Origin of the sequence: Quadrisphaera sp. RL12-1S, assembly GCF_014270065.1 — a bacterium.
Lineage (GTDB): Bacteria > Actinomycetota > Actinomycetes > Actinomycetales > Quadrisphaeraceae > Quadrisphaera.
This window is the reverse complement of record NZ_JACNME010000004.1, coordinates 246,489-268,839: the sequence shown is the minus strand read 5'-3', so window position 1 is coordinate 268,839 and position 22,351 is coordinate 246,489. Positions and strand designations below refer to the sequence as shown.

Sequence of the window (22,351 nt, the reverse complement as noted above, 5' to 3'; positions counted from 1 at the left end):
TCAGTGACCTCCCGGGCGCGGGGCGCCGACGGCGTCGTCAGGGACCAGCGCTCCGCCGCGCAGGTGCGGTGCGGCGCCGATGGCGTCCCAGCGCAGGGCGTCACCGTCGAAGACCGGCCCGGCGGTGCAGGCCCGCAGCATGCGCGTGGCGCCGTCCGCCTCCCGCACGGGCAGCACGCACGTCATGCAGACGCCCACGCCGCAGGCCATGGACTCCTCCACGGCCAGCCACGTCCGCGCCCGCTCCCCCAGCACCTCGCGGGTGGTGGTCTGCACCGAGCGGAGCATGGGCATCGGGCCGCACGCGTAGACGGCCGGCTCCCCGAGCTCGCTCAGCTCCAGGAGCACCTCGGGCAGGGCGTCGGTGACGCGACCCGGGGCTCCGAGCGATCCGTCGTCGGTGGTGACGACCACCGCGTCCGCAGGACCGTCGGGGCCGTCCAGCGCGGTGGCCTCGTCGACGGCGCTCGTGCCGAGCAGCCGGTCAGCGCTGGCGGCACCGACGATCCCCACCACGCGCGACCCTCCGGCGGTGAGCACCCGCGCCAGCCAGGGCAGCGGCGCCGCCCCGTAGCCACCGCCGATGACCACCGCGGGGGTTCCCGGGGCGGAGACCGGGAACGGACGCCCCAGCGGCGCCGTCGTGGACACCACGTCACCGGGCCGCTTCGCAGCCAGCAGGCGGGTGCCCGGACCCGCCGCGGCGACCACCACCTCCAGCGTCCCCGCCTCCGGGTCGGCGGCGTGCAGCGACAGCGAGCGGCGCAGGAGCATGCCCGAGTCGCCCACCCCGCAGGCCACGAACTGCCCCGGCTGCGCGCGCCGGGCCGCCTCGGGGGCGCGCAGCACGAGGTGCGTGTACGCCCCCACGGGCCGCGCGGAGACGACCTCGGCCTGCTCCTGCACGCCCACCGTGCCGCTCACCGTGCCGCTCACCGTGCCGCTCACCGTGCCGCTCGCCGTGCCGCTCACCGGGTGGTCTTGAGGTACTCGGCGTGCTCCTGCAGCGAGCGCACCCGCACCGGCTCCCCCGCCGCGCGGGCGGCGTGGGCCGTGTCGATGGCGGCGGCCGCCGCCGCCAGCTGCTGGACCGTCGTGAAGACGGGCACGTCCATCGCGGCGGTCGCCGCGCGGATCTCGTACCCGTCGGCCCGCGCGCCCGCGGCGCTCGGCGTCTCGCCGGCGCTGGGCGTGTTGATCACGAGGTCGACCTCGCCCGCGAGGATGCGCTCCACGACGGTCGGCTCGCCGTCCGGCCCGGTGCCGAGCGAGTGCTTGCGCACCACCGTGCTCGCCACGCCGTTGCGGCGCAGCATCATCGCGGTGCCCTCGGTGGCCACCACGGTGAACCCCAGGTCCACCAGGCGCTTCACGGGGAAGATCACCGCGCGCTTGTCGGGGTCGGCCACGGAGACGAACACCGTGCCGGACAGCGGCAGCCCGCCGTAGGCGGCGGCCTGGCTCTTGGCGAACGCCGAGGGGAAGTCGACGTCGATGCCCATGACCTCACCGGTCGAGCGCATCTCCGGGCCGAGCAGGCTGTCGACGACGAGCCCGTCCGGGGTGAGGAAGCGCTTGAACGGCAGCACCGCCTCCTTGACCGAGATCGGGGAGTCGGCGGGCAGGTCGCCGCCGTCCCCGGCCGCGGGCAGCAGCCCCTCGGCGCGCAGCTCGGCGATGGTGGCCCCCACGGCGATGCGCGCCGCGGCCTTGGCCAGCGCGACGCCGGTGGCCTTGGCCACGAACGGCACCGTGCGGCTGGCGCGCGGGTTGGCCTCGAGCACGTAGAGGACGTCGGAGGCGAGCGCGAACTGCACGTTGAGCAGACCGCGCACCCCGACGCCGCGGGCGATGCCCTCGGTGGCCTGGCGCACCCGCGTCAGCACCGAGGAGCCCAGGGTCACCGGCGGGAGCACGCAGGCGGAGTCACCGGAGTGCACCCCGGCCTCCTCGATGTGCTCCATGACGCCGCCCAGGTAGACGTCGGTGCCGTCGAAGAGCGCGTCGACGTCGATCTCCACGGCGTCGTCGAGGAACCTGTCCACCAGCACGGGGTGGTCGGGGCTGGCGACGGTGGCGCGGCGGACGTACTCCTCCAGGGAGCCCTCGTCGTAGACGATCTGCATGCCGCGCCCGCCGAGCACGTAGCTGGGCCGCACGAGCACCGGGAAGCCGATCTCCTCGGCGACGGCGCGGGCCTGCTCCACCGAGGTGGCGGTGCCGAACTGCGGGGCCCGCAGCCCGGCCTGGGAGAGCACCCGGCCGAACTCGCCGCGGTCCTCCGCGAGGTCGATGGCGGCCGGGGTGGTCCCCAGCACCGGGATGCCCTCGGCCTCCAGCTGCGCCGCCAGGCCCAGCGGGGTCTGGCCGCCCAGGGTGGCGATGACGCCGACCAGCTCGCCGGAGGCCGCCTCGGCGTGGAGCACCTCGAGGACGTCCTCCAGGGTGAGCGGCTCGAAGTAGAGCCGGTCGGAGGTGTCGTAGTCGGTGGAGACCGTCTCGGGGTTGCAGTTGACGAGCACGGCCTCGAAGCCGGCGTCGCGCAGCGCCATGACGGCGTGCACGCAGGAGTAGTCGAACTCCACGCCCTGGCCGATGCGGTTGGGGCCCGAGCCGAGCACGACCACCTTGCGCCGCTCGCTGGCGGCCACCTCGGACTCGGCCCCACCGTCAGCGCCCGTGCTCTCGTAGGCCGAGTAGTGGTACGGCGTCTGCGCGGCGAACTCCGCGGCGCAGGTGTCGACGGTCTTGAAGACGGGCCGCACCCCGAGGCGGTGGCGCAGGGCGCGCACCTCGGCCTCGCCGACGGCGCCGAGCCCGCGCAGCTGCGCGAGCTGGGCGTCGGAGAAGCCGTGCTTCTTGGCCGAGCGCAGCAGCGCCTCGTCGAGCTCGGGGGCGGCGGCGACCTTCGCGGCCACCTCCTCGATGAGCAGCATCTGGTCGAGGAACCAGGGGTCGACCTTCGTGGCCTCGTGGACGCGCTCCACGCTCGCGCCGCCGCGCAGCGCCTGCTGCGCGGTGACGATCCGGCCGTCGGTGGGGGTCCTGGCCTTCTCGAGGAGCGCGTCGACCTCCTCGGCCGTCGGCGCGGGACCGTCCCAGGAGAACGTCGCACCGCGCTGCTCCACCGACCGCAGCGCCTTCTGCAGCGCCTCGGGGAACGACCTGCCGATGGCCATCGCCTCGCCGACGCTCTTCATCGTCGTCGTGAGGGAGGCGTCGGCGGCGGGGAACTTCTCGAAGGCGAAGCGGGGCACCTTCACCACGACGTAGTCGAGCGTCGGCTCGAAGCTGGCCGGGGTCTTGCGGGTGATGTCGTTGGCGACCTCGTCGAGGCTGTAGCCCACGGCGAGCTTCGCGGCGATCTTGGCGATGGGGAAGCCCGTCGCCTTGGACGCCAGCGCCGAGGAGCGCGAGACGCGCGGGTTCATCTCGATGACGATCATGCGGCCGTCGGCCGGGTTGATGGCGAACTGGATGTTGCAGCCGCCGGTGTCCACCCCGACCTCGCGGATGACGGCGATGCCGACGTCGCGCATGCGCTGGTACTCGCGGTCGGTGAGCGTCATGGCCGGCGCCACGGTGATCGAGTCACCCGTGTGCACGCCCATGGGGTCGAAGTTCTCGATCGAGCAGACGACCACCACGTTGTCGGCGTGGTCGCGCATGAGCTCGAGCTCGTACTCCTTCCACCCGAGGATCGACTCCTCCAGGAGCACCTCGGTGGTGGGGCTGGCGTGCAGGCCGGCGCCGGCGATGCGGCGCAGGTCGGCCTCGTCGTGGGCGAAGCCGGAGCCGAGGCCGCCCATGGTGAAGGACGGCCGGACGACGAGGGGGTAGCCCAGCTCGGCGGCCACCTCGAGGCACTCCTCCATGGAGTGCGCGGTGCGGCTGCGGGCGCTCTCGGCGCCGCAGCGCTCCACCACGCCCTTGAACGCCTGGCGGTCCTCGCCCAGCTGGATGGCGGGGACGTCGGCGCCGATGAGCTCGCAGTCGTACTTCGCCAGCACGCCGCTCTCGTGCAGGGCGATGGCCGCGTTGAGCGCGGTCTGCCCGCCCAGGGTCGCCAGCACCGCGTCGGGGCGCTCCTTGGCGATGATCGCCTCGATGACCTCGGAGGTGATCGGCTCGACGTAGGTGGCGTCGGCCACCTCCGGGTCGGTCATGATCGTCGCCGGGTTGGAGTTCACGAGGATGACCCGCAGGCCCTCGGAGCGCAGCACGCGGCACGCCTGGGTGCCGGAGTAGTCGAACTCCGCCGCCTGCCCGATGACGATCGGGCCGGAGCCGATGACCAGGACGGAGTGCAGGTCTTCACGGCGCGGCATCAGCGCGTCCCCTCCTCGTGCGAGTCGTGCGAGCTGGTGGTGGTGCTGGTCGGCTTGGGCGCGTTGAGCAGCGGCGGCAGCGGGGCGCCGGGGTCGGCCACCAGGTCGACGAACCTGTCGAAGAGGTAGTTGGCGTCGTGCGGGCCCGCGGCGGCCTCGGGGTGGTACTGCACCGAGAACGCCGGGGTGCCGGTGACCCGCAGGCCCTCCACCACGCCGTCGTTGAGGCCGACGTGGCTGACCTCCACCTGCCCGAACGGCGTGGTGGTGGCCCCCTCCAGCGGCGCGTCCACGGCGAAGCCGTGGTTGTGGGCGGTGACCTCGACGCGGCCGGTGGACCTGTCGAGCACCGGCTGGTTCACGCCGCGGTGGCCGTAGCGCAGCTTGTAGGTGCCCAGGCCGAGCGCGCGGCCCAGCAGCTGGTTGCCGTAGCAGATCCCGAAGAAGGGGATCTTGCGCTCGAGCACCTGCTGCAGCAGCTCCACCTCGTGGGTGGCGGCGCTGGGGTCGCCGGGGCCGTTGGAGAAGAAGACGCCGTCGGGGCTGACGGCGAGGACGTCGTCGATGGTCGCCATCGCGGGGAGCACGTGCACCTCGGCGCCGCGCTGGGCGAGCTCGCGCGGGGTGTTGGCCTTGATGCCCAGGTCGAGCGCGGCCACCGTGAGGCGCCGGGCGCCGACGGCGGGGACCACGTAGGCGTCGGTGGTGCTGACCTGGCCGGCGAGGTCGGCGCCGGACATCTGGGCGCCGGTGCGGACGCGCTCGAGCAGGGCCTCGCGAGAGGCACCTGCCAGGGACGCGCCGGAGAACACCCCGACGCGCATGGCGCCGCGCTCGCGCAGGTGGCGGGTCAGCGCGCGGGTGTCCACGCCGGAGATGCCCACGACACCCTGGTCCGCGAGCTCCTGGGCGAGCTCGCGCCGCGAGCGCCAGCTGGAGGCGCGGCGGGCGGGGTCGCGGACCACGAAGCCGGCCACCCAGATGCGGGCCGACTCGTCGTCCTCGTCGTTCCAGCCGGTGTTGCCGATGTGCGGTGCGGTCATGACCACCACCTGGCGGTGGTAGCTGGGGTCGGTGATCGTCTCCTGGTAGCCGGTCATGGCGGTGCAGAAGACGGCCTCCCCGGTGGTCTCGCCGAGGGCTCCGTAGGCCTGGCCGGTGAAGGCGCGGCCGTCCTCGAGCAGCAGCAGGGCTGGGGTCTCGCTCATGCGGCGTCCTTCCCGTGGGTCGAGCCAGTTCCGCGGGGGGCCAGGAGGCCCTCCACCAGGGCGACGAGGCGGGGTGCGTCCTGCTGCGGCTTGGTCCGCACGGCGCTGTCCACCTCCGCTCCGCCTGCTCCACCGAGCCGCCAGGTCACCACGACGAGGTCCTCCTTGCCGAACATCACCTTGCCCGCCTGGCCCCGGGCGCGGGTCACGCGCACGAGGTCAGCGGCGGGGATCGAGAACGAGGCCGCGCCGGGTCGGCGCAGCAGCAGGGCGGGCCGTCCAGCGGCGACGGCCTCCAGCTCCACGAGGCTGCGGCTGCCCAGGCCGTGCGCGATGACGCGCTCGAGGGGCCGGCCGGACAGCACGGTGGAGACGTAGGTGCCGGTCACGGTGCGGCCGGAGGCGCCGGTCGGCGCCCCGGAGGTGCCGCCGACCCAGGCCTCACCGGCGCCGGCGGGCAGCGGGGCCGGGGCGGGCAGGGCGGGGGTGCCCGCCGTGCCCGCGCTCTGCTCCGCGGCCCGGCGCCGCCACGAGCGGAGCATGAGCCACCAGACCACGGGGACCAGGGCCAGGAGCACGAGCCCGGCGATCACCTGGTCCACGGAGCCCCCTCCGGGAGGTCGCGCGGGGTGGCCAGGGCGCCGTCGAGGACGGTGGGGTGGCCGCCGTAGAAGGTGGCGACCACGCGGCCGGGCAGCTCGCGGCCGGCGAAGGGGCTGTTGCGGCCCTTGGTGGCCATGGCGGCGGGGTCCACGGTCCAGCGCGCGGCCGGGTCGAGCAGGACGACGTGGGCCGGGTCCCCGGCGGCCAGCGTCCCGCCCTGCTCGGCCACGCGGCCGATGCGGGCGGGGGTCTGCGACATGACGCGGGCGACGCCGGCCCAGTCGAGGTGGCCGGGCTCGACGAGGGCGGCCACCACCACGGACAGGGCGGTCTCCAGCCCGGTCATGCCCATGGCGGCGGCGGACCACTCGCAGTCCTTGTCCTCCACCGGGTGGGGGGCGTGGTCGGTGGCGACCACGTCGATCGTCCCGTCGGCCACGCCGGCGCGCAGGGCGCGCACGTCGTCGTCGGAGCGCAGCGGGGGGTTGACCTTGTAGACGGGGTCGTACCCGCGGACCAGCTCGTCGGTGAGGAGCAGGTGGTGGGGGGTGACCTCCGCGGTGACGTCGACGCCGCGCTCCTTGGCCCACCGCACGATCTCGACCGACCCGGCCGTGGAGACGTGGCAGACGTGCAGCCGGGAACCGACGTGGCCGGCGAGCAGCACGTCGCGGGCGATGACCGCCTCCTCGGCGACCGCGGGCCAGCCGCGCAGGCCCAGCTCCCCGGACAGCGCCGACTCGTTCATCTGGGCGCCCTCGGTGAGGCGCGGCTCCTGGGCGTGCTGGGCGACGACGCCGTCGAACGCCTTGACGTACTCCAGCGCGCGGCGCATGAGGACGGCGTCGAAGACGCACTTGCCGTCGTCGGAGAAGACCCGCACGCCGGCGGCGGAGTCGGCCATGGCGCCCAGCTCGGCGAGGCGCTCGCCGGCCAGCCCGACGGTCACGGCGCCGACGGGGCGCACGTCGCACCAGCCGGCCTGGCGGCCCAGGCGCCACACCTGCTCCACGACGCCGGCGGTGTCGGCGACGGGTGCGGTGTTGGCCATCGCGTGCACGGCGGTGTACCCGCCGAGCGCGGCGGCCCGGGTGCCGGTCTCGACGGTCTCGGCGTCCTCGCGGCCCGGCTCGCGCAGGTGGGTGTGCAGGTCGACCAGGCCCGGCAGGGCGATGAGCCCCTCGGCCCGGACGGTCCGCGCGCCGTCGGGCGCGGTCAGGGACCCGGCAGCACCGGTCTCGGCGATGGTGCCGTCACGCAGCAGCAGGTCCACGGGCTCGCCGCCCAGCGGGCGGGCACCCGTGATGAGGGTGGTCTCCATCAGTCCTCTTCTCCGGCGAGCAGCAGGTAGAGCGCGGCCATCCGCACCGCCACGCCGTTGGTCACCTGCTCGACCACGCGGCTGCGCGGTCCGTCGGCGGCCTCGGCGGTGATCTCCAGGCCGCGGTTCATGGGCCCGGGGTGCAGCAGCTGCGCGTGCGGGGGGAGACCCGCGAGGCGTTCGGCGGTGACGCCGTAGCGGCGGGAGTACTCCCGCGCCGAGGGGAAGTAGGCGGCGTTCATGCGCTCCAGCTGCACGCGCAGCGCCATCACCGCGTCGGGGGCCTCCCCCAGCGCGGCGTCGAGGTCGTAGGAGACCTCGCAGGGCCAGGTCTGCACCCCCAGCGGCAGCAGCGTGGGCGGAGCCACGAGCGTGACCCGGGCGCCGAGGGTGTGCAGGAGGCGCACGTTGGAGCGGGCCACCCGGCTGTGCAGGACGTCGCCGACGACGACGACGCGCCGCCCGGCCAGGTCGGCCCCGGTGGCAGCGCCCAGCTCACCGCCGCCCACGAGGTGGCGCCGCAGCGTGAACGCGTCCAGGAGCGCCTGCGTGGGGTGCTCGTGGGTGCCGTCGCCGGCGTTGAGCACCGCGCCGGAGGTCCACCCCTTCTCCGCGAGGCGGTGCGGGGCGCCGGAGGAGGCGTGACGGATGACCACGGCGTCGGCGCCCATCGCCTGCAGCGTCAGCGCCGTGTCCTTGAGGCTCTCGCCCTTGGAGACGCTGGAGCCCTTGGCCGAGAAGGTGATGACGTCGGCCGAGAGGCGCTTGGCGGCGGTCTCGAAGGACAGGCGGGTGCGGGTGGAGTCCTCGAAGAAGAGGTTGACCACCGTGCGGCCGCGCAGCGCGGGCAGCTTCTTGATCTCCCGCTGCTGGGTGGCCGCCATCTGCTCGGCCACGTCGAGCAGGCGCACCGCCTCGTCGCGGGACAGGTCGGCGGCGGACAGGAGGTGCTTCACGACGGCGCCCCCTCGATGCGCACCTCGTCCACGCCGTCGGTCTCCTCCAGCCGCACGAACACCCGCTCGGCCGTGGAGGTGGGCAGGTTCTTGCCCACGTGGTCGGCGCGGATCGGCAGCTCGCGGTGGCCCCGGTCCACCAGCACCGCCAGCCGCACGGCGCGGGGGCGGCCCAGGTCGGACAGGGCGTCCAGCGCGGCGCGCACGGTGCGGCCGGAGTAGAGGACGTCGTCGACGAGGACGACCGTGGTGCCGTCGATGCCGGCGGCCGGCAGCGTGGTCGGCTCGGGGGCGCGGGTGGGGTTCCGGCGCAGGTCGTCGCGGTGCATCGTCACGTCGAGCGACCCGACGCAGGCGACGGGGTCGAAGCCGGGCTCGACCTGGGCGAGGCGCTGCGCCAGGCGGCGGGCGAGGTGGGTGCCGCGGCGCGGGACGCCCATGAGCACGAGGCCCTCGGGGCCCTTGTTGCGCTCGAGCAGCTCGTGCGCCACGCGCGTCAGAGCGCGGGAGATCTCGGCGGCGTCGAGGACGGTCGCCGCGTGACCGGTGGTGGGGCGTGCGTCAGGCATGCTCGTGACTCACTGACTCCTTCCCCGCCTCACAGGACGGAGGTTGAAGGACCTCAGGTGCTCCTGTGACCGTACTGCACCCGGGGGGCACGGCCAGCACGGGCGGGGGACGGTCCGGTGGGCCGCCGACCGCACCCGGCGCAGCTCTGGGACGCTGTGCGCGGGGGACGGTGCGTCCGTCGACGGCAGTCGCCGTCAGGTCGTCGATGGTCACTCTGGGTGAACAGTTACTGCCTGTGACGTCGTTGGAGTTGACCTGGGGGTCACTCCCCGTGACGATCACTGTCAGTAGATGCGTGTGTGCTCAGGACGGAGAGAGGGGACGGCATGTCTGAGGAAGGATCGGGGTACGCCAAGGCGCTCGGCAGCCGGCTGCGCGCCATCCGCACCCAGCAGGGCCTGTCCCTGCAGGGCGTGGAGCAGCGCTCCGGCGGGCAGTGGAAGGCCGTGGTGGTCGGCTCCTACGAGCGCGGTGACCGCGCCGTGACGGTGCAGCGCCTCGCCGAGCTGGCCGACTTCTACGGCGTGCCGGTCTCGGCGCTGCTGCCGGACGGCGGCAGCGCAGGTCACAGCGAGCCCCCGCCCAAGCTGGTGCTCGACCTGGAGCGCCTGCAGTCGGTCCCCTCGGAGAAGGCCGGCCCGCTCGCGCGGTACGCCGCCACCATCCAGAGCCAGCGCGGCGACTACAACGGCAAGGTGCTGTCGATCCGCTCGGACGACCTGCGCGCCCTCGCCGTCATCTACGACCTCCCGCCGCAGCAGCTGGCCGAGGAGCTCATCAGCTGGGGCGTGCTCGACCCCGACGCCCGGCGCGCCGTCGCCCAGAGCAGCTGATCACGCAGCGTCGTCAGATCGACGGAGAAGACCCCCGCACCGGATCCGGTGCGGGGGTCTTTCGCGTCCACCGCGCTCACCAGCTGTGACCGCCGGCCGGCGGCGTGCGGGCGTCAGCTGTCGACGAGCCCCGGCTTGAGCTCCATGAGGCGGCTCAGCAACCCGTTGACGAACGCCGGAGACTCGTCGGTGCTCAGCTCCGAGGCCAGACCCACCGCCTCCGACACCGCGACGGCGTCCGGGACGTCGTCGCACCACAGCAGCTCGAAGACGCCCACGCGCAGCAGGTTGCGGTCCACCGCCGGCATCCGGTCCAGCGACCACCCGTGCGAGTACGTCTCCAGCAGCTCGTCGATCCGCTCGCGGTGCGCCTGCACGCCCTCCACGAGGTCCAGGCTGTACTGCGGCACCGGGACGTGGCCGCTGGCCAGCCGGTCGGCGGCCAGCGCCACGGGGTCGAGGGAGCGCTGCTCGGCCTCGAAGAGCAGGTCGAGGGCGCGCTTGCGGGCCTTGGTGCGTGCAGCCACGTCAGCGGCGGTCCGTCGTCGTCGTCGAGGTCAGCGGGTCAGTTCACCCGGCCGAGGTAGTCCCCGGTGCGGGTGTCGACCTTGACCTTGGTGCCGGTCTCGAGGAACAGCGGCACCTGGATCTGGTAGCCGGTCTCCACGGTGGCGGGCTTGGTGCCGCCGGTGGAGCGGTCGCCCTGCAGGCCCGGCTCGGTGTAGGTGACCTCGAGGACCACCGACGTGGGCAGCTCGACGTACAGCGGCGTGCCCTCGTGGACGGCGACGATGACCTCGGCGCTCTCGAGGAGGAAGTTGGCGGCGTCGCCCACGGTCGCCTCGGAGACCGTGATCTGGTCGAAGGTGTCCGAGTCCATGAAGACGAAGTCGGCGCCGTCGCGGTAGAGGTACTGCATGTCGCGCTTGTCGACCGTGGCGGTGTCGACCTTGGTGCCGGCGTTGAAGGTGCGGTCCACGACCTTGCCCGACAGCACGTTCTTGAGCTTGCTGCGGACGAACGCGCCGCCCTTGCCGGGCTTGACGTGCTGGAACTCGATGACGGACCACAGCTGTCCGTCGAGGTTGAGCACGAGGCCGTTCTTCAGGTCGTTCGTCGATGCCACGTGGAGCCATGTTACCGGGACCGCGGCGGTGCCCCGGTCACCGGCGATCAGGCGCTGATCGCGGAGTAGGCCGCCGCCAGGAGCGAGGGGTCCGGGCCCTCCAGCCTGCTCGGCTTCGCCACGTCGTCGAGCACGACGAAGCGCAGCAGGTCACCGCGGGTCTTCTTGTCGCGCCGCATGCCCTCGAGCAGCTGGGGCCAGCGGTCGCCCCGGTAGGTCAGCGGCAGGCCGACGGCGCCGAGCACGCTGCGGTGGCGGTCGACCACGGCGTCGTCGAGGCGGCCGGCCAGGCGCGCCAGCTCGGCGACGTAGACCATCCCGATGCTGACGGCGGCGCCGTGGCGCCACTCGTAGCGCTCCACCAGCTCGATGGCGTGGCCGAGGGTGTGCCCGTAGTTGAGGATCTCGCGCAGGCCCGACTCCTTGAGGTCCTGGCCCACGACGTCGGCCTTGACCTGCACGGCGCGCTCGACCAGCTCGCGGATGACGGGGGCGCCGGCGTCGCGGACGGCGGCCGGGTCCGCCTCGACCAGCTCGAGGATGCGGGGGTCGGCGATGAAGCCGCACTTGACCACCTCGGCCATGCCGGCCACCAGGTCGTTGACCGGGAGGGTGCGCAGCGCCGCGAGGTCGCACAGCACGCCCGCCGGGGGGTGGAAGGAGCCGACGAGGTTCTTGCCCTCCTTGGTGTTGATGCCGGTCTTGCCGCCCACGGCGGCGTCGACCATCGCCAGCAGCGTGGTGGGCACCTGGACCACCTTCACGCCGCGCAGCCACGTGGCCGCCACGAAGCCCGCGAGGTCGGTGACCGCTCCCCCGCCCACGCCGACCACGGCGTCGGTGCGGGTGAAGCCGGCCTGGCCGAGCACGCCCCAGCAGAAGGCGGCCACCTCGGCCCGCTTGGCGTCCTCGCCGTCGGGCACCTCGGCGAGGTAGGCCTCGAAGCCGGCGGCGGCGAGGTCGTCCCGGACGGCCTCTCCGGTGGCCGCGAGCGCTCGCGGGTGGACGACGAGCACGCGCTGCACGCGCTCGCCGAGCAGGCCGGGCAGCTCCCCCAGCAGGCCGGTGCCGACGAGCACGTCGTAGGGCGCCTCACCGGCCACGGTGATCCGGGTCGGCTGGGCTGCGCTGGGCTGGCCTGCGCTGGGCTGGCCTGTGCTGTCGGCGGTGCTCACGTCGACCGATCCTACGGAGCCCCCCACCCCCCCTCCGTGATCATGGGCGTTGTGCGCAGCACCCACCGTGATCATGGACTTCCGAACCCGACCGAGGTCACCTGCGGAGGCACCGGCCCAGCACCGCCCCGTCAGGACTGACCGAGGTCACCTCCGGGACTGACCGAGGTCACCTGCAGCCGCGGTCCACCGCCTCAGGTGCTGGCGAGCAGGCGCAGGACGACGTCGGCCACCGCGCGCGCCGAGCGTCCGTCGGTGGGGACCACGTGGTCGGCCACCTCGGCGTAGTGCCTCTCCCGGGCGGCCATCACCTCGCGCCAGCGGGTCTCGGCACCGCCGGCGAGCACCGGGCGGGTGCTGGTGTCGCCGAGCCGGTCGCGCACGTGCTCCCAGGTGGCCGTGAGCAGCACCACCGGCGAGCGCAGCGCCACGAGGTCGGCGCGGGTGTCGTCGTCCAGGACGGACCCACCGCCCAGCGACACGACGCCGGTGTGCTCGCGCAGGGCGTCCACCACGGCCGCGCGCTCCAGGGCGCGGAACGCCGGCTCGCCGTCCTCGGCGAACACCGCCGCCACGGGCCGCCCCGCGACGGCCTCGACATCCGCGTCCGTGTCGCGCAGGAGCACGCCGAGGTCGGCCGCGAGCAGCGCTCCGACCGCGGACTTGCCGGACCCCATGGGGCCGACGAGCACGACCCGGGGGGCCACGCTCAGGCGTCCGGCGCGCTGTCCGCCCCGTCGGCGCCGTCAGCGCCGTCGACGCGGGTGCGCAGCAGCTCGGGGATGGCGTCGAGGTAGGCGCGCACGTTGCGGGCGGTCTCGGGCACCGAGTCACCGCCGAACTTCTCCAGCAGCGCGTCGGCCAGGACCAGCGCCACCATCGCCTCCGCCACCACGCCCGAGGCGGGGACGGCGCAGACGTCGGAGCGCTGGTGGTGGGCCTGGGTGGCCTCGCCGGTGGCGACGTCCACGGTGGCCAGGGCCCGCGGGACGGTGGCGATGGGCTTCATGGCGGCGCGCACGCGCAGCACCTCGCCCGTGGTCATGCCGCCCTCGGTGCCGCCAGCGCGCCCGGTGCGGCGGCGGATCACGCCGTCGGGGCCCTTCTCGATCTCGTCGTGGGCGGCCGAGCCGCGGCGGCGGGCGGTCTCGAAGCCGTCGCCCACCTCCACGCCCTTGATGGCCTGGATGCCCATGAGGGCCTGCGCGAGGCGGCCGTCGATGCGACGGTCCCAGTGGGTGTGGCTGCCCAGCCCCGGCGGCAGCCCGTAGGCGAGCACCTCCACCACGCCGCCGAGGGTGTCGCCCTCCTTGTGGCAGGCGTCGACCTCCTCGACCATGCGGGCGCTCGTGGCCGGGTGGTGGCAGCGCAGCGGGTCGGCGTCGAGGGCGGCGACGTCGTCGGGGTGGGGCAGCCCCACCTCGAGCCACGCGTCCTCGGGCACGGCGACCGGGCCCAGGGAGACGGTGTGGGAGACCAGCCGGATGCCGGCGGCCTGCTCGAGGAAGGCGGCGGCGACGGCGCCGAGGGCCACGCGGGTGGCGGTCTCGCGGGCGCTGGCCCGCTCGAGCACCGGGCGGGCCTCGTCGAAGCCGTGCTTCTGCATGCCCACGAGGTCCGCGTGGCCCGGCCGCGGCCGGGTCAGCGCGGCGTTGCGGCCCGTGGTCTTGAGCAGCGACGGGTCCACGGGGTCCGCGGACATGACCGTGGACCACTTGGGCCACTCGGTGTTGCCGATGGTCACGGCGAACGGGCCGCCCTGGGTCACCCCGTGGCGCAGGCCGCCGAGCACGGTGACCTCGTCCTGCTCGAAGCTCATCCGCGCGCCGCGGCCGTAGCCGAGGCGGCGCCGCGCGAGGGCGGCGACGAGGACGTCGGTGGTGACGGAGACGCCCGAGGGCAGGCCCTCGAGCACCCCGACCAGGGCGGGGCCGTGGGACTCCCCCGCGGTCAGCCAGCGCAGCACGTGGCTGATCCTCCCACGGACCCCGAGGACGACGACGACCCGCCGACGCCCGCGCCCGGTGTCAGGCGCAGGCGCTGCGCACGTCGGCGTCCCGCGAGACCTGGGTGGCCACCTGGCCGGCGGTCGCGGCGGTGCCGGCGATGAGCTGGGCGCGCAGCGCCTCGGCCGTGCTGGCCGCGATGTCCAGGCGCCCAGCGAGCCGGGAGTCGCTGGTCAGCGACACCGCGGTGCGCAGCACGGCGACGGGGTTGCGCAGCGCGAGGCCGGCGTCCACGGCGCCGGAGGCCCCGGTCGAGCTGGCGGTGAGCAGCTGCTCGACCTGGTTCATCGGGTCCGTGACGGCGGTGCAGACCTGGGCCTTGGTGAGCTGCGTGGCGGTGCCGCCCGACCCGCCGGCCGTGGTGCCCGCGCCGCCGGTGGTCCCGCCGCCCGTCGTCGTCCCGCCGGTCGTGGTGCCGCCGCCCGTCGTCGTCCCGCCGGTGGTCCCGCCGGTGGTCCCGCCGGTGGCGGGGAGCGTCGCGGCAGCGGTGGGGACGGCGGAGGCGGTGCTGGACGGCGAGCCGCCCGCGGGCGCCCCGACCAGGGGCAGGAACGGGTCCCGCGCGTTGGGCGCGAAGACGCCGGCAGCCGGACCGGAGGTCCCGGCGGTGGCGGTCGGCGAGGCGGACGCCGTGGCGCTCGGGCGACCGGGCACCACGACGGTGCCCGTGGCGACGTCGTCGCCGCTGCCGCCGAGCAGGGTGAGGGCGACCAGGCCCCCGGCCAGCACCGCCGCGCCGCCGACGGCCACGGCCAGCAGCGGGTTGACGGGTCGGCGCTCACGGGCGGCACCCGGGGTGGTCCGCGCGGCGACCACGCCGTCGGCGGCGGCGCGCGGGCTGGGCACGCCCGGCACCGCCGAGGCCGCTGCGGAGGGGGCCCCGAAGAGGGTGGCGGCGCTGAGGCCGGGCGCGGTCGAGGTGCCCGCGGGGCCGCCCGGGACGGGCGCGGCCGGTGAGGTGCCGAACGGCGCCACGGGCGCGGGCGCCGCAGCCGCAGCCGCAGCCGCGAAGGGGGCGGTGGTGGCGAAGACGGCGCTCACGAGGTCGTCGTCGGCGAGGGCGTCCTCGCTCGCGTCGTCGGCGAGGAGCGCCGGGGTCCCGCCGCCGAAGGGGCTGCCCGAGGGGGCACCGCCGAACGGGCTGCCGAAGGGCGAGGGCGCCGGCTCGGGGAGGGCGCCGAAGGGGCTGGGCGCGGGCCGCGGGCCGCCCGTCAGGGGCGCGGCGTCGTGGTCGTCGTGCATCGCTGCTCCTCTCCTCGGTCCGGTCAGCCGGCGCTGGTGGGGGCGGTGGTCGCGGCGGCGGTGGCCGCTGCGGTGGCCAGCCCGGTGGGCGACCCGGTGGGACTCGCGGCCGTGGCGGCCGCCGTGGCGGCGGTGGCAGCCGTCGCCGTCGTCGCGCCGGCGGACGGCAGCACGAACACGTCGCCGGTGATGGTCAGCGTCAGGTCGGAACCCGTCGCCCCACCTCCGGGTGCGAAGCCGGTGCCGGACACGAGCAGCAGCCGCTGCTGCTGCTGCACCGCGGCCAGGAAGCCCTGCAGGGCCGCGTAGCTGCCGGTGGCCGTGACGGTCACCGGGATCCGCAGCAGCCCCTGCGCGCTGGCGGCGCCCGCCGCGCCGGTCGTCGTCGTCGTCGTCGTGGTGGTGGTGGTGGTCGCGGTGCCGGCGGTCGCGGCGGCAGTGGGGCTGTCGGTGGCCGTGCCGGTCGCGGCGGCGGCGGGAGCGGGGGCGGCCGCGGCGGCGCTGTCGGCGCCCAGCACCGTCGGCGCGGACGGGGTGAGGCCCGTCAGCTCGGCCCCGGCGCTCGCGGCGGCGGCGCGCAGCGCGCGGACGAGGTCGGGCAGGGCCGGGTCCCCGGGCAGCTGCGCCTGCAGCGACGCGAGCTGCGCCTGCAGCTCCGGCAGCGAGGCGTACTGCTGCTTGAGCTGCGCCACGCGGGCGCTGAGCGTGGTGACGCTGCTCTGGGCCTGGGTGATGGAGTCCTCGGTCTCGGCCATGGAGGACCGCTGCGGGGAGACCACCAGGAACCAGCCGGCCACGAGGACCAGCGCGAGCGCTCCGGCGCCGCCGGCGGCCCACGGGCCGGTGCGGGGCACGGCCGCCGGCGGGCGGGGAGCGCTCAGCGCGGACGTGGAGAGGGCCATGTCAGCTCGCCTTCTGGTCGAAGCGGTGCGTCAGCGCCGTGTCGGTGACGGTCGCGGTGACCGCGAACGTCACCACCGCCGGGCTCTGGCCCACGTCCAGCGAGGAGGTGGTGAGGAAGGCGCCGCTGACGCCGGGCACCGCGGCGAGGGCGTCGAGGTAGGCCGCCACGTCGTCGTAGGAGGTGGTGCGCGCCGAGATGGTCACCTGGCCCACCGGGGCCGGACCTGCGGCGGCGGCCGCGGCCGTGGTGGCGGTGGCAGCCGAGGCGCCGTCGCTGAGGGTGGTGTCCACCGAGACCAGCCACGTGGTGGCGGGCATGGCCCGGGTGAGGGAGTCGACAAAGGCGTACCAGCGCACGTCCTGGGCCATCGCGGTGGCGCGGGCCACCTCGGCCGCCTGCACGCGCTTCTCGGTCTGCGGCGCCTCGGCGTACTTCAGCTGCTGCGCCTGCAGCGCCGCGACCTGCGCGTTCGCGGCGTCCAGGCGCTCGGCCTGGGCCGCTGCCTGGGCGTGGCCGACGCCCCACACCGCACCGATGAGGACGACGACGCCGACCGCGGCCAGGCCCGTGCGGCGCTGCACCGCGCGGACGGCGCGGCGGCCGGCGACCTCGGGGGGCAGCAGGTTGACGCGCGGCGCGGCCCACGGGACGCCGCCGCCGGCCTGGGGCGTGCCGGCGGGCGCGCCGGTGGTCGTTGCGGTGGGCGCACCGGCGGGCGTGCGGTCGCTGGAGCGGCGGGCGCCGATGAGCGTGCTCACGCGGTCGCTCCGAGGGCGAGGCCGACGGCCATGGTGGCGCTGTCGGGGTGGACGGCGCCGAGGTGCCGCCCGCGGCGCAGGCGGTGCTCGAGGGTGCCGACCTCCACCGGCAGCCCCGTCATGGCGGCGAGCTGGGCGTCCAGGCCCGCCTGGCGCGCTCCCCCGCCGGTGAGCACCACGCGCTCTGCGCGGTGGCCGCTGGTGGCCGCTGCGTAGTCCACGGTGCTGCGCACCTCCTCGAGGAAGCCCTGCACCGCCTGGTGCACGGCCTGGCCGGCGGGCGTGGCCAGCGCGGCCTCGTCGAGGGCCTCCACCTGGCGCTTGAGGTCCTCGGCCTCCAGCAGCGAGACGCCGCTGCGCTCGGCGACCGCCGCGGTGATGTCGTCACCGCCGGCCATGAGGATGCGGACGAAGTGCGGGGCGCCGCCGGAGTGGACGACGACCTGGGTGATGGTGGAGCCGACGTCGACGAGCGCCTCGGTGGAGGCGGAGGCGACGCCCGAGCCGACGGCGCGGAGCACGGCGAAGGCGGTGAGGTCCACCACCTCGGGGACCAGCTTGGCGCCCTCCACGGCCTCCACGAGGGTGGCGATGGTGTCGCGCCAGGCCGCCACGAGCAGGCCGCGCACCACCGCGCTGGAGCCGGTGGTGCGCTCCTCGAGGGGGTGGAAGTCCATGATCGCGTCGTCGACGGACATCGGCAGCACGTCCTGGACCTGGAACGGCAGCGCCTTCTTGAGGTCGGCCGCCGGCATCTTGGGCACTTCGATCTCGCGGACGACCACGCGCTGGTTGGCGATGCCGACGGTCACGTGGCGGTGGCTGAAGCGGCCGCGGCGCCACAGCTCGGCGATGGCGGCCGAGACCGCGGGGGCGTCGACCACCTCACCGTCGCGGACCGCGCCGTCCGGCAGCGGTGCGTGGGCGCAGCGCTCCAGCACCGCTCCCCCGGCCCCGAAGGAGAGCTCGGCGGCCCGCACGGCTCCGGAGCCGATGTCGAGCCCGATCGACGTGCGTCGTGCCACGTCAGCCCTCCCTGGTCAGCACAGCGGCGCCGATCCTTCGGCGCTCTTCCCTGCTATCGGCCTCTGGTGGCGGCACTTGAGCGCTTCGGGCGGTCTTCAGGCGGCGACGATGCCGCTGACCTGCAGGTACCAGTGGGCGAGCGACGCCCCGGCCGCGATGCCGAGGCCCGCCCCGGTCAGCATGAAGGGCCCGAAGGGCAGGGCGCTGCGCCGTCCACCGCGGCGGGAGGCGAGCAGGGCCACGCCCACGACCCCGCCGAGCACGAAGGCCGCGAAGGCCCCGACCAGCAGGGCCGACCAGCCGGCGTAGCCGAGGTAGGCGCCCAGCACGCCCGCCAGCTTGACGTCGCCGAAGCCCATGCCTCCCGGCCGGGCCACGCAGAGCGCGAAGTAGAGCAGCCACAGCGCGGCGCCGCCGACGAGTGCGCGGACGAACGCCCCGCCGTCGTGCTCGACCAGCGCGGCCAGCCCCAGCAGCGCTCCGACCACCGGGTAGGACGGCAGCACGATGGCGTCGGGGAGGCGGCGCACGTCGAGGTCGATGAGCGCCAGGGCGACGCCGATGGCGACGAGGTAGAGCAGCGCCGGCAGCACGGCGAGCTGGTCCTGGCGCACCGCCCAGGTAGTGGTGAGGGCGAAGAGGGCGGCGGTGGCCAGCTCCACCAGCGGGTACCGGGCGCTGATGCGCGCGGCGCAGCTGCGGCAGCGGCCGCGCAGCAGCAGCCACGACAGCACCGGCACGTTGTCGCGGGCGCTGATGGGGGTGCTGCAGGAGGGGCAGGCGCTGGCGGGCCGCACCACCGACAGGCCGCGCGGCACCCGCCAGACCACCACGTTGAGGAAGGAGCCGACGGCCAGCCCGACCAGCCCCGCCGCGAGCGCGGCGAAGACGTCCACCGGGGCGCTCAGGAGCGCGCTCACGCCGTCACGACCCGGTGGAGGTCTCGAGCTGGCGGGTCACGCTGGAGTCGAGCGCCGTGGGCGGGGCGTTCCACTTCTGGTCGGGGCCGCCGGAGCAGGTGTCGGCGATGATCGTCGACCAGTACACGCCGCCACCGCCGGGCTGCTGCTGGGGGCCGATGCCGAGGCAGCGGCCGTCCGAGGTGACGAACGTGTAGCTGCTGGCGTAGCTGCCGGTGGTGTAGAAGCGCGTGTACTGCTGGGAGGCCGTGTTGTCGCAGGTGCGGAAGACCACGTACGCGGGGGTCGCCGCCGCCGAGGGCGTGGTGAGGCACAGCGTCTGGTTCGGGTCGTTGTTCACGCGGATGCGGATCCGCGTGGACATGCCGTCAGCACCGCTCGGCTCGTTGGCGGTGCCGCTCTCGGCGCCGTAGTACCAGCGGTGGTTCCAGTTGAGCTTGGTCCCGCCGCTGGGGTCCTGCTTGCACGGGTAGAGGATCATGTAGCTGTAGCCGGAGTTCTGGTTGGTGACGTCGGCGCAGCGCCCGAACTGCTTGTAGTTGACGATCTGCGACGTCTGCATCGACGCCGCACCGGCGCCCACCCGCGCCTCGGGGCTGAAGGAGCCCCAGTCCTGCGTCGACGACGAGCAGGTGCTGTCGCCGCCGGCCTGGAGCACGTCGCCACCCGCCAGGTAGGTGTGGCCGGCGTAGAGGCAGTTGCTCCCGTAGTTGGTGTTGTCCGCGTTCTGCCCTCGGAAGTGGCCCCCGCCCTCGTAGCTCCACAGCTGCATCGGGTTGCGCGAGTCCAGGGTGCAGGCCTGCAGGGTCACCGTGCGGTCAGTCGCGCTCAGGTCCGGCTGGGTGATGCACAGGGCGCTCGTGGTGGTGGTCTGCGTGCCGTTCTGCGCCGTCGTCGTCGTGGTGGTGATGGTGGACGCGAGCGCCAGATGGTAGCCGGTGTCGTAGACCCAGCGCTGGGTGGGTGTGTCGGCGGAGCAGCCGGTGCCCGGTGCGTAGGTGATCGTCGATCCGGCGGTGTCGGAGGTGGCCTGCAGGCACGCCTGGTTGGTCGCGGTGAAGAGCACGCCGCCGGGGATGTTGCGGTTGCTGACGCTGAACGCGTACTGGGCCAGCAGCGAGCGGGAGTGCACCCGGGCCCCGCTGCCGCTGTCGGTCCCGGTGACGCTCAGCAGGGCGAAGGCGGGCTGCGTCGTCATGGCGGCACCGGCGGCGGTGGGACCGGTCGCCTCCCCGGTGCACGGCGGGATGCGGTTGGCCTTCAGCCAGGTGGCGTCCTTGCCGGACGGGTCCTGGGTGAAGTACGTGACCCGCGCGGTGAAGGACAGCGCACCGGTGCTGCTGGGCACGCTGTCCGAGACCGAGCACGGCAGGGCGCTGAGCTGCCCCGCTCCGGTGGTGCCCGTGCTCGTGCGCAGCTGGGAGAGCGTGGTCTGCAGGCCGGTCTCCGCGGCGAAGACCACCTGGGTGCTCTGCTGGGTGGCCTGCGTCGGGCCGACCTGGCTGACCACGGCTCCGAGGACCAGCGTGGCGAGCGCCATGACGACGAACATCAGCAGGACGACCGTGAGCAGGGCCGCGCCGGCGTCGGGACCGTCGGGACCACCGGACACCCCCGTCGCGGCGCGGGCTCGCAGGTGTCGCACAGCGGAGCGGAACATGCGCACCCCTCGAGTCGGTCGGCGGGTCACGGTCGTGTCGCCTGCGGGCACACGGAGGTGCCCGGCGTGTTGCTGGCAGACGACATCGAGCTGTTGCGCGCCACGAACGACGTCTGCATGGACGCCCTCCCCGCGTAGGCGCCGGAACCCGACCCCGCCGACACCGCCACCGTGAGCTTCTGGTTGGCGTGGTCCGCGTCCGCCTTCTCCACGACGAACGGGGACGAGCCGGCGGTCTCGGGGGGCAGCACGTCGGTGGTGATGGTCTGGAACGCGGAGGCCGGCGCCTGGCCGTCCGCCCACGACCGGAGCTGCAGCACCTGGGCGGACGGGTCGAAGCGCCACTGGGTGCAGAGCGTGGGCTGGCCGTCGGCGCGCTGGGACGTGCGGAACTCCACGTACCAGCTCCCGCTCGAGCTCTGCACGGGCTGGTTGATGGCGTCGGCGTAGCGCACCTGCCGGTCGAGCCTCAGGAACGCCGCCCGCACGCCGTCGCCGGCGTCCGTGGTGGCGTTGACGCGCCCCGTGCTCGTCGTCATCGACAGCACGGCGGCCATGAAGATGGTCAGCACCACCGAGAAGATGCTCATGGCGACGAGCGTCTCGACCAGGGTGACGCCCTCGTCTCCGTCCGGCTCGCCGCTCGAGCGCAGCGGCGGGGACCACCGCGGGCGCCGGTTCACTGCGTCACCGTGATCTGCACGCTGGCCGTGTTGGACGTAGCCCCGTACGCATCGCGCACGGAGTACGTGAGCACCACCGTGCCGGTGCTCGCCGAGGCGGGCACGGTCAGGAGGATCCTGCCGTTCGCGTCGGCCGACGCGGTCATGCCAGCAGGCGTGGAGACGACGGTGACCGGGTTGTTCGCCGCCGGAATCATGGTGTCGTTGGCGAGCACGTTGAGCTCCACGGTGGTGCCCTTCGCGGCCGAGGCGACGTCGTCGACGGCACGACCGCCGCTGGTGTTCCACAGCGGGTCGGGACTGGTGTCGACGAGCACGCTCGCGGTGTACGAGCACGTGCCGCTCGCGCAGTCCAGGGCGGTCCCCCACGACGTCGTCGCGCTGATGCGGACCAGCTCCTCGTAGCCCGCGGGCGGCGTCGCCGAGCGGGCGCGTCCCGCCTGGTCGCAGGGGGCGCTCGCTGTGGAGCGCAGCCGGTAGCACGTGCCGATCACCACGGAGGTGGTGTAGGAGGCGCTGCCCACGGTGCTCGTCGACGACAGGGGCGCCAGCGCCGCTGCGGGCGTCGTCGCCGAGGGGTCGGAGGCCGGGAAGGTGGTCGAGGTGACCGAGGACGGAGCGCTGGCCCACTGGGTGGTGACGTCGGCCTGGGGCCGCCCCTTGACCAGGAGCGGCCACGTGGTGGTGGTGCCGTTCACCGTCGTGGACTGCATGGTGACCGGCAGCCGCCGGGAGTCCTCGACGGCGGCGTTGGCCAGGGCGACGGCGACCTGGCGGCGCTGGAGGTCGGTGGAGGTGCGCACGCCCGAGATGAAGAAGCCGAGGGTGGCGGTGGCGATGATGCCGAGCAGCCCGAGGGCGACGACCACCTCGACGAGGGTGAAGCCATCGTCCACGGCATCGTCGCCGCGGAGCGCAGTCCCAGCTGCATCGTTCATGGTTCCTCCTCGTCTGTGCGTCTCGGCTCGTTCCTCGACGGGTAACAGCTCCGGGTGACGAACGACAGGCCCGCACCCGGAGGTGCGGGCCTGT

At 74.6% G+C, this 22,351-nt stretch carries 21 protein-coding genes; 1 reads left to right on the top strand and 20 read right to left on the bottom strand.

All coding sequences use genetic code 11. From position 1 onward, the window contains the following. The 7 genes from H7K62_RS23770 to pyrR are packed head-to-tail and all read right to left on the bottom strand — an operon-like array spanning position 1 to position 8,985. Positions 1-972, bottom strand: a complete 972-nt coding sequence (locus H7K62_RS23770) for a dihydroorotate dehydrogenase electron transfer subunit (RefSeq protein ID WP_222437336.1) — start codon at positions 970-972, stop codon at positions 1-3. Continuing rightward, a complete protein-coding gene (carB, locus tag H7K62_RS09805) occupies positions 969-4,328 on the bottom strand; it encodes a carbamoyl-phosphate synthase large subunit (RefSeq protein ID WP_186717746.1) in 3,360 nt (1,119 codons plus the stop codon). The genes H7K62_RS23770 and carB overlap by 4 nt, the downstream gene beginning before the upstream one ends. Beyond that, positions 4,328-5,536 carry a glutamine-hydrolyzing carbamoyl-phosphate synthase small subunit gene (gene carA, locus H7K62_RS09800; protein WP_186717745.1) on the bottom strand — a complete coding sequence of 403 codons (1,209 nt, stop codon included), beginning with the start codon at positions 5,534-5,536 and terminating at the stop codon, positions 4,328-4,330. The genes carB and carA overlap by 1 nt, the downstream gene beginning before the upstream one ends. Continuing rightward, complete coding sequence (locus tag H7K62_RS09795; protein ID WP_186717744.1) at positions 5,533-6,138, bottom strand: PH-like domain-containing protein; 606 nt, start codon at positions 6,136-6,138, stop codon at positions 5,533-5,535. Before H7K62_RS09795 ends, carA begins: the two co-directional genes overlap by 4 nt. Continuing rightward, a complete protein-coding gene (locus tag H7K62_RS09790; protein ID WP_186717743.1) occupies positions 6,126-7,460 on the bottom strand; it encodes a dihydroorotase in 1,335 nt (444 codons plus the stop codon). The genes H7K62_RS09795 and H7K62_RS09790 overlap by 13 nt, the downstream gene beginning before the upstream one ends. Next, a complete protein-coding gene (locus H7K62_RS09785; protein WP_186717742.1) occupies positions 7,460-8,416 on the bottom strand; it encodes an aspartate carbamoyltransferase catalytic subunit in 957 nt (318 codons plus the stop codon). The genes H7K62_RS09790 and H7K62_RS09785 overlap by 1 nt, the downstream gene beginning before the upstream one ends. Further along, entirely contained in the window at positions 8,413-8,985 is a 573-nt protein-coding gene (gene pyrR / locus H7K62_RS09780) for a bifunctional pyr operon transcriptional regulator/uracil phosphoribosyltransferase PyrR (protein WP_186717741.1), read from the bottom strand. The genes H7K62_RS09785 and pyrR overlap by 4 nt, the downstream gene beginning before the upstream one ends. Positions 8,986-9,312: 327 nt before the next feature. On the opposite strand from pyrR, the gene bldD reads away from it, so the two are divergent. After that, complete coding sequence (bldD, locus tag H7K62_RS09775) at positions 9,313-9,819, top strand: transcriptional regulator BldD (RefSeq protein ID WP_186717740.1); 507 nt, start codon at positions 9,313-9,315, stop codon at positions 9,817-9,819. A 113-nt stretch (positions 9,820-9,932) separates the two neighbouring features. Here the strand turns inward: bldD and nusB are convergent, their stop codons facing one another. The 13 genes from nusB to H7K62_RS09710 all read right to left on the bottom strand — a co-directional run bounded on the left by nusB (position 9,933) and on the right by H7K62_RS09710 (position 22,215). After that, positions 9,933-10,346, bottom strand: coding sequence for a transcription antitermination factor NusB (nusB, locus tag H7K62_RS09770; RefSeq protein WP_186717739.1), 414 nt, complete (start codon positions 10,344-10,346; stop codon positions 9,933-9,935). 38 nt (positions 10,347-10,384) lie between these two features. Then, complete coding sequence (gene efp, locus H7K62_RS09765) at positions 10,385-10,945, bottom strand: elongation factor P (RefSeq protein ID WP_186717738.1); 561 nt, start codon at positions 10,943-10,945, stop codon at positions 10,385-10,387. A gap of 47 nt (positions 10,946-10,992) precedes the next feature. Then, the gene (gene aroB / locus H7K62_RS09760; protein ID WP_370591718.1) at positions 10,993-12,054 is read right to left on the bottom strand and encodes a 3-dehydroquinate synthase; all 1,062 of its coding nucleotides are present in this window, start codon (positions 12,052-12,054) and stop codon (positions 10,993-10,995) included. A gap of 260 nt (positions 12,055-12,314) precedes the next feature. Continuing rightward, positions 12,315-12,833 carry a shikimate kinase gene (locus H7K62_RS09755; protein WP_370591717.1) on the bottom strand — a complete coding sequence of 173 codons (519 nt, stop codon included), beginning with the start codon at positions 12,831-12,833 and terminating at the stop codon, positions 12,315-12,317. Further along, complete coding sequence (aroC, locus tag H7K62_RS09750; protein WP_186717736.1) at positions 12,830-14,086, bottom strand: chorismate synthase; 1,257 nt, start codon at positions 14,084-14,086, stop codon at positions 12,830-12,832. Before aroC ends, H7K62_RS09755 begins: the two co-directional genes overlap by 4 nt. Before the next feature lie 61 nt (positions 14,087-14,147). Continuing rightward, entirely contained in the window at positions 14,148-15,368 is a 1,221-nt protein-coding gene (locus tag H7K62_RS09745) for a hypothetical protein (protein ID WP_186717735.1), read from the bottom strand. A 23-nt stretch (positions 15,369-15,391) separates the two neighbouring features. Beyond that, the gene (gene pilO, locus H7K62_RS09740; protein ID WP_186717734.1) at positions 15,392-16,270 is read right to left on the bottom strand and encodes a type 4a pilus biogenesis protein PilO; all 879 of its coding nucleotides are present in this window, start codon (positions 16,268-16,270) and stop codon (positions 15,392-15,394) included. A 1-nt stretch (position 16,271) separates the two neighbouring features. Further along, on the bottom strand, positions 16,272-17,030 hold the full coding sequence (locus tag H7K62_RS23765; protein WP_186717733.1) for a PilN domain-containing protein: 759 nt from the start codon (positions 17,028-17,030) through the stop codon (positions 16,272-16,274). Beyond that, positions 17,027-18,055 (bottom strand): type IV pilus assembly protein PilM, encoded by a 1,029-nt coding sequence (gene pilM, locus H7K62_RS09730; protein ID WP_186717732.1) that lies wholly within the window; start codon positions 18,053-18,055, stop codon positions 17,027-17,029. Before pilM ends, H7K62_RS23765 begins: the two co-directional genes overlap by 4 nt. A 96-nt stretch (positions 18,056-18,151) precedes the next feature. Then, positions 18,152-18,976, bottom strand: a complete 825-nt coding sequence (locus tag H7K62_RS09725; protein WP_370591697.1) for a prepilin peptidase — start codon at positions 18,974-18,976, stop codon at positions 18,152-18,154. 4 nt (positions 18,977-18,980) lie between these two features. Next, positions 18,981-20,636 carry a ricin-type beta-trefoil lectin domain protein gene (locus tag H7K62_RS09720; RefSeq protein ID WP_186717731.1) on the bottom strand — a complete coding sequence of 552 codons (1,656 nt, stop codon included), beginning with the start codon at positions 20,634-20,636 and terminating at the stop codon, positions 18,981-18,983. Between the two features lie 26 nt (positions 20,637-20,662). Continuing rightward, positions 20,663-21,319: a PulJ/GspJ family protein gene (locus H7K62_RS09715; RefSeq protein WP_186717730.1), complete on the bottom strand. Its 657-nt coding sequence runs from the start codon at positions 21,317-21,319 to the stop codon at positions 20,663-20,665. Then, positions 21,316-22,215: an Ig-like domain-containing protein gene (locus H7K62_RS09710; protein WP_186717729.1), complete on the bottom strand. Its 900-nt coding sequence runs from the start codon at positions 22,213-22,215 to the stop codon at positions 21,316-21,318. Before H7K62_RS09710 ends, H7K62_RS09715 begins: the two co-directional genes overlap by 4 nt. Positions 22,216-22,351 lie beyond the last annotated feature (136 nt).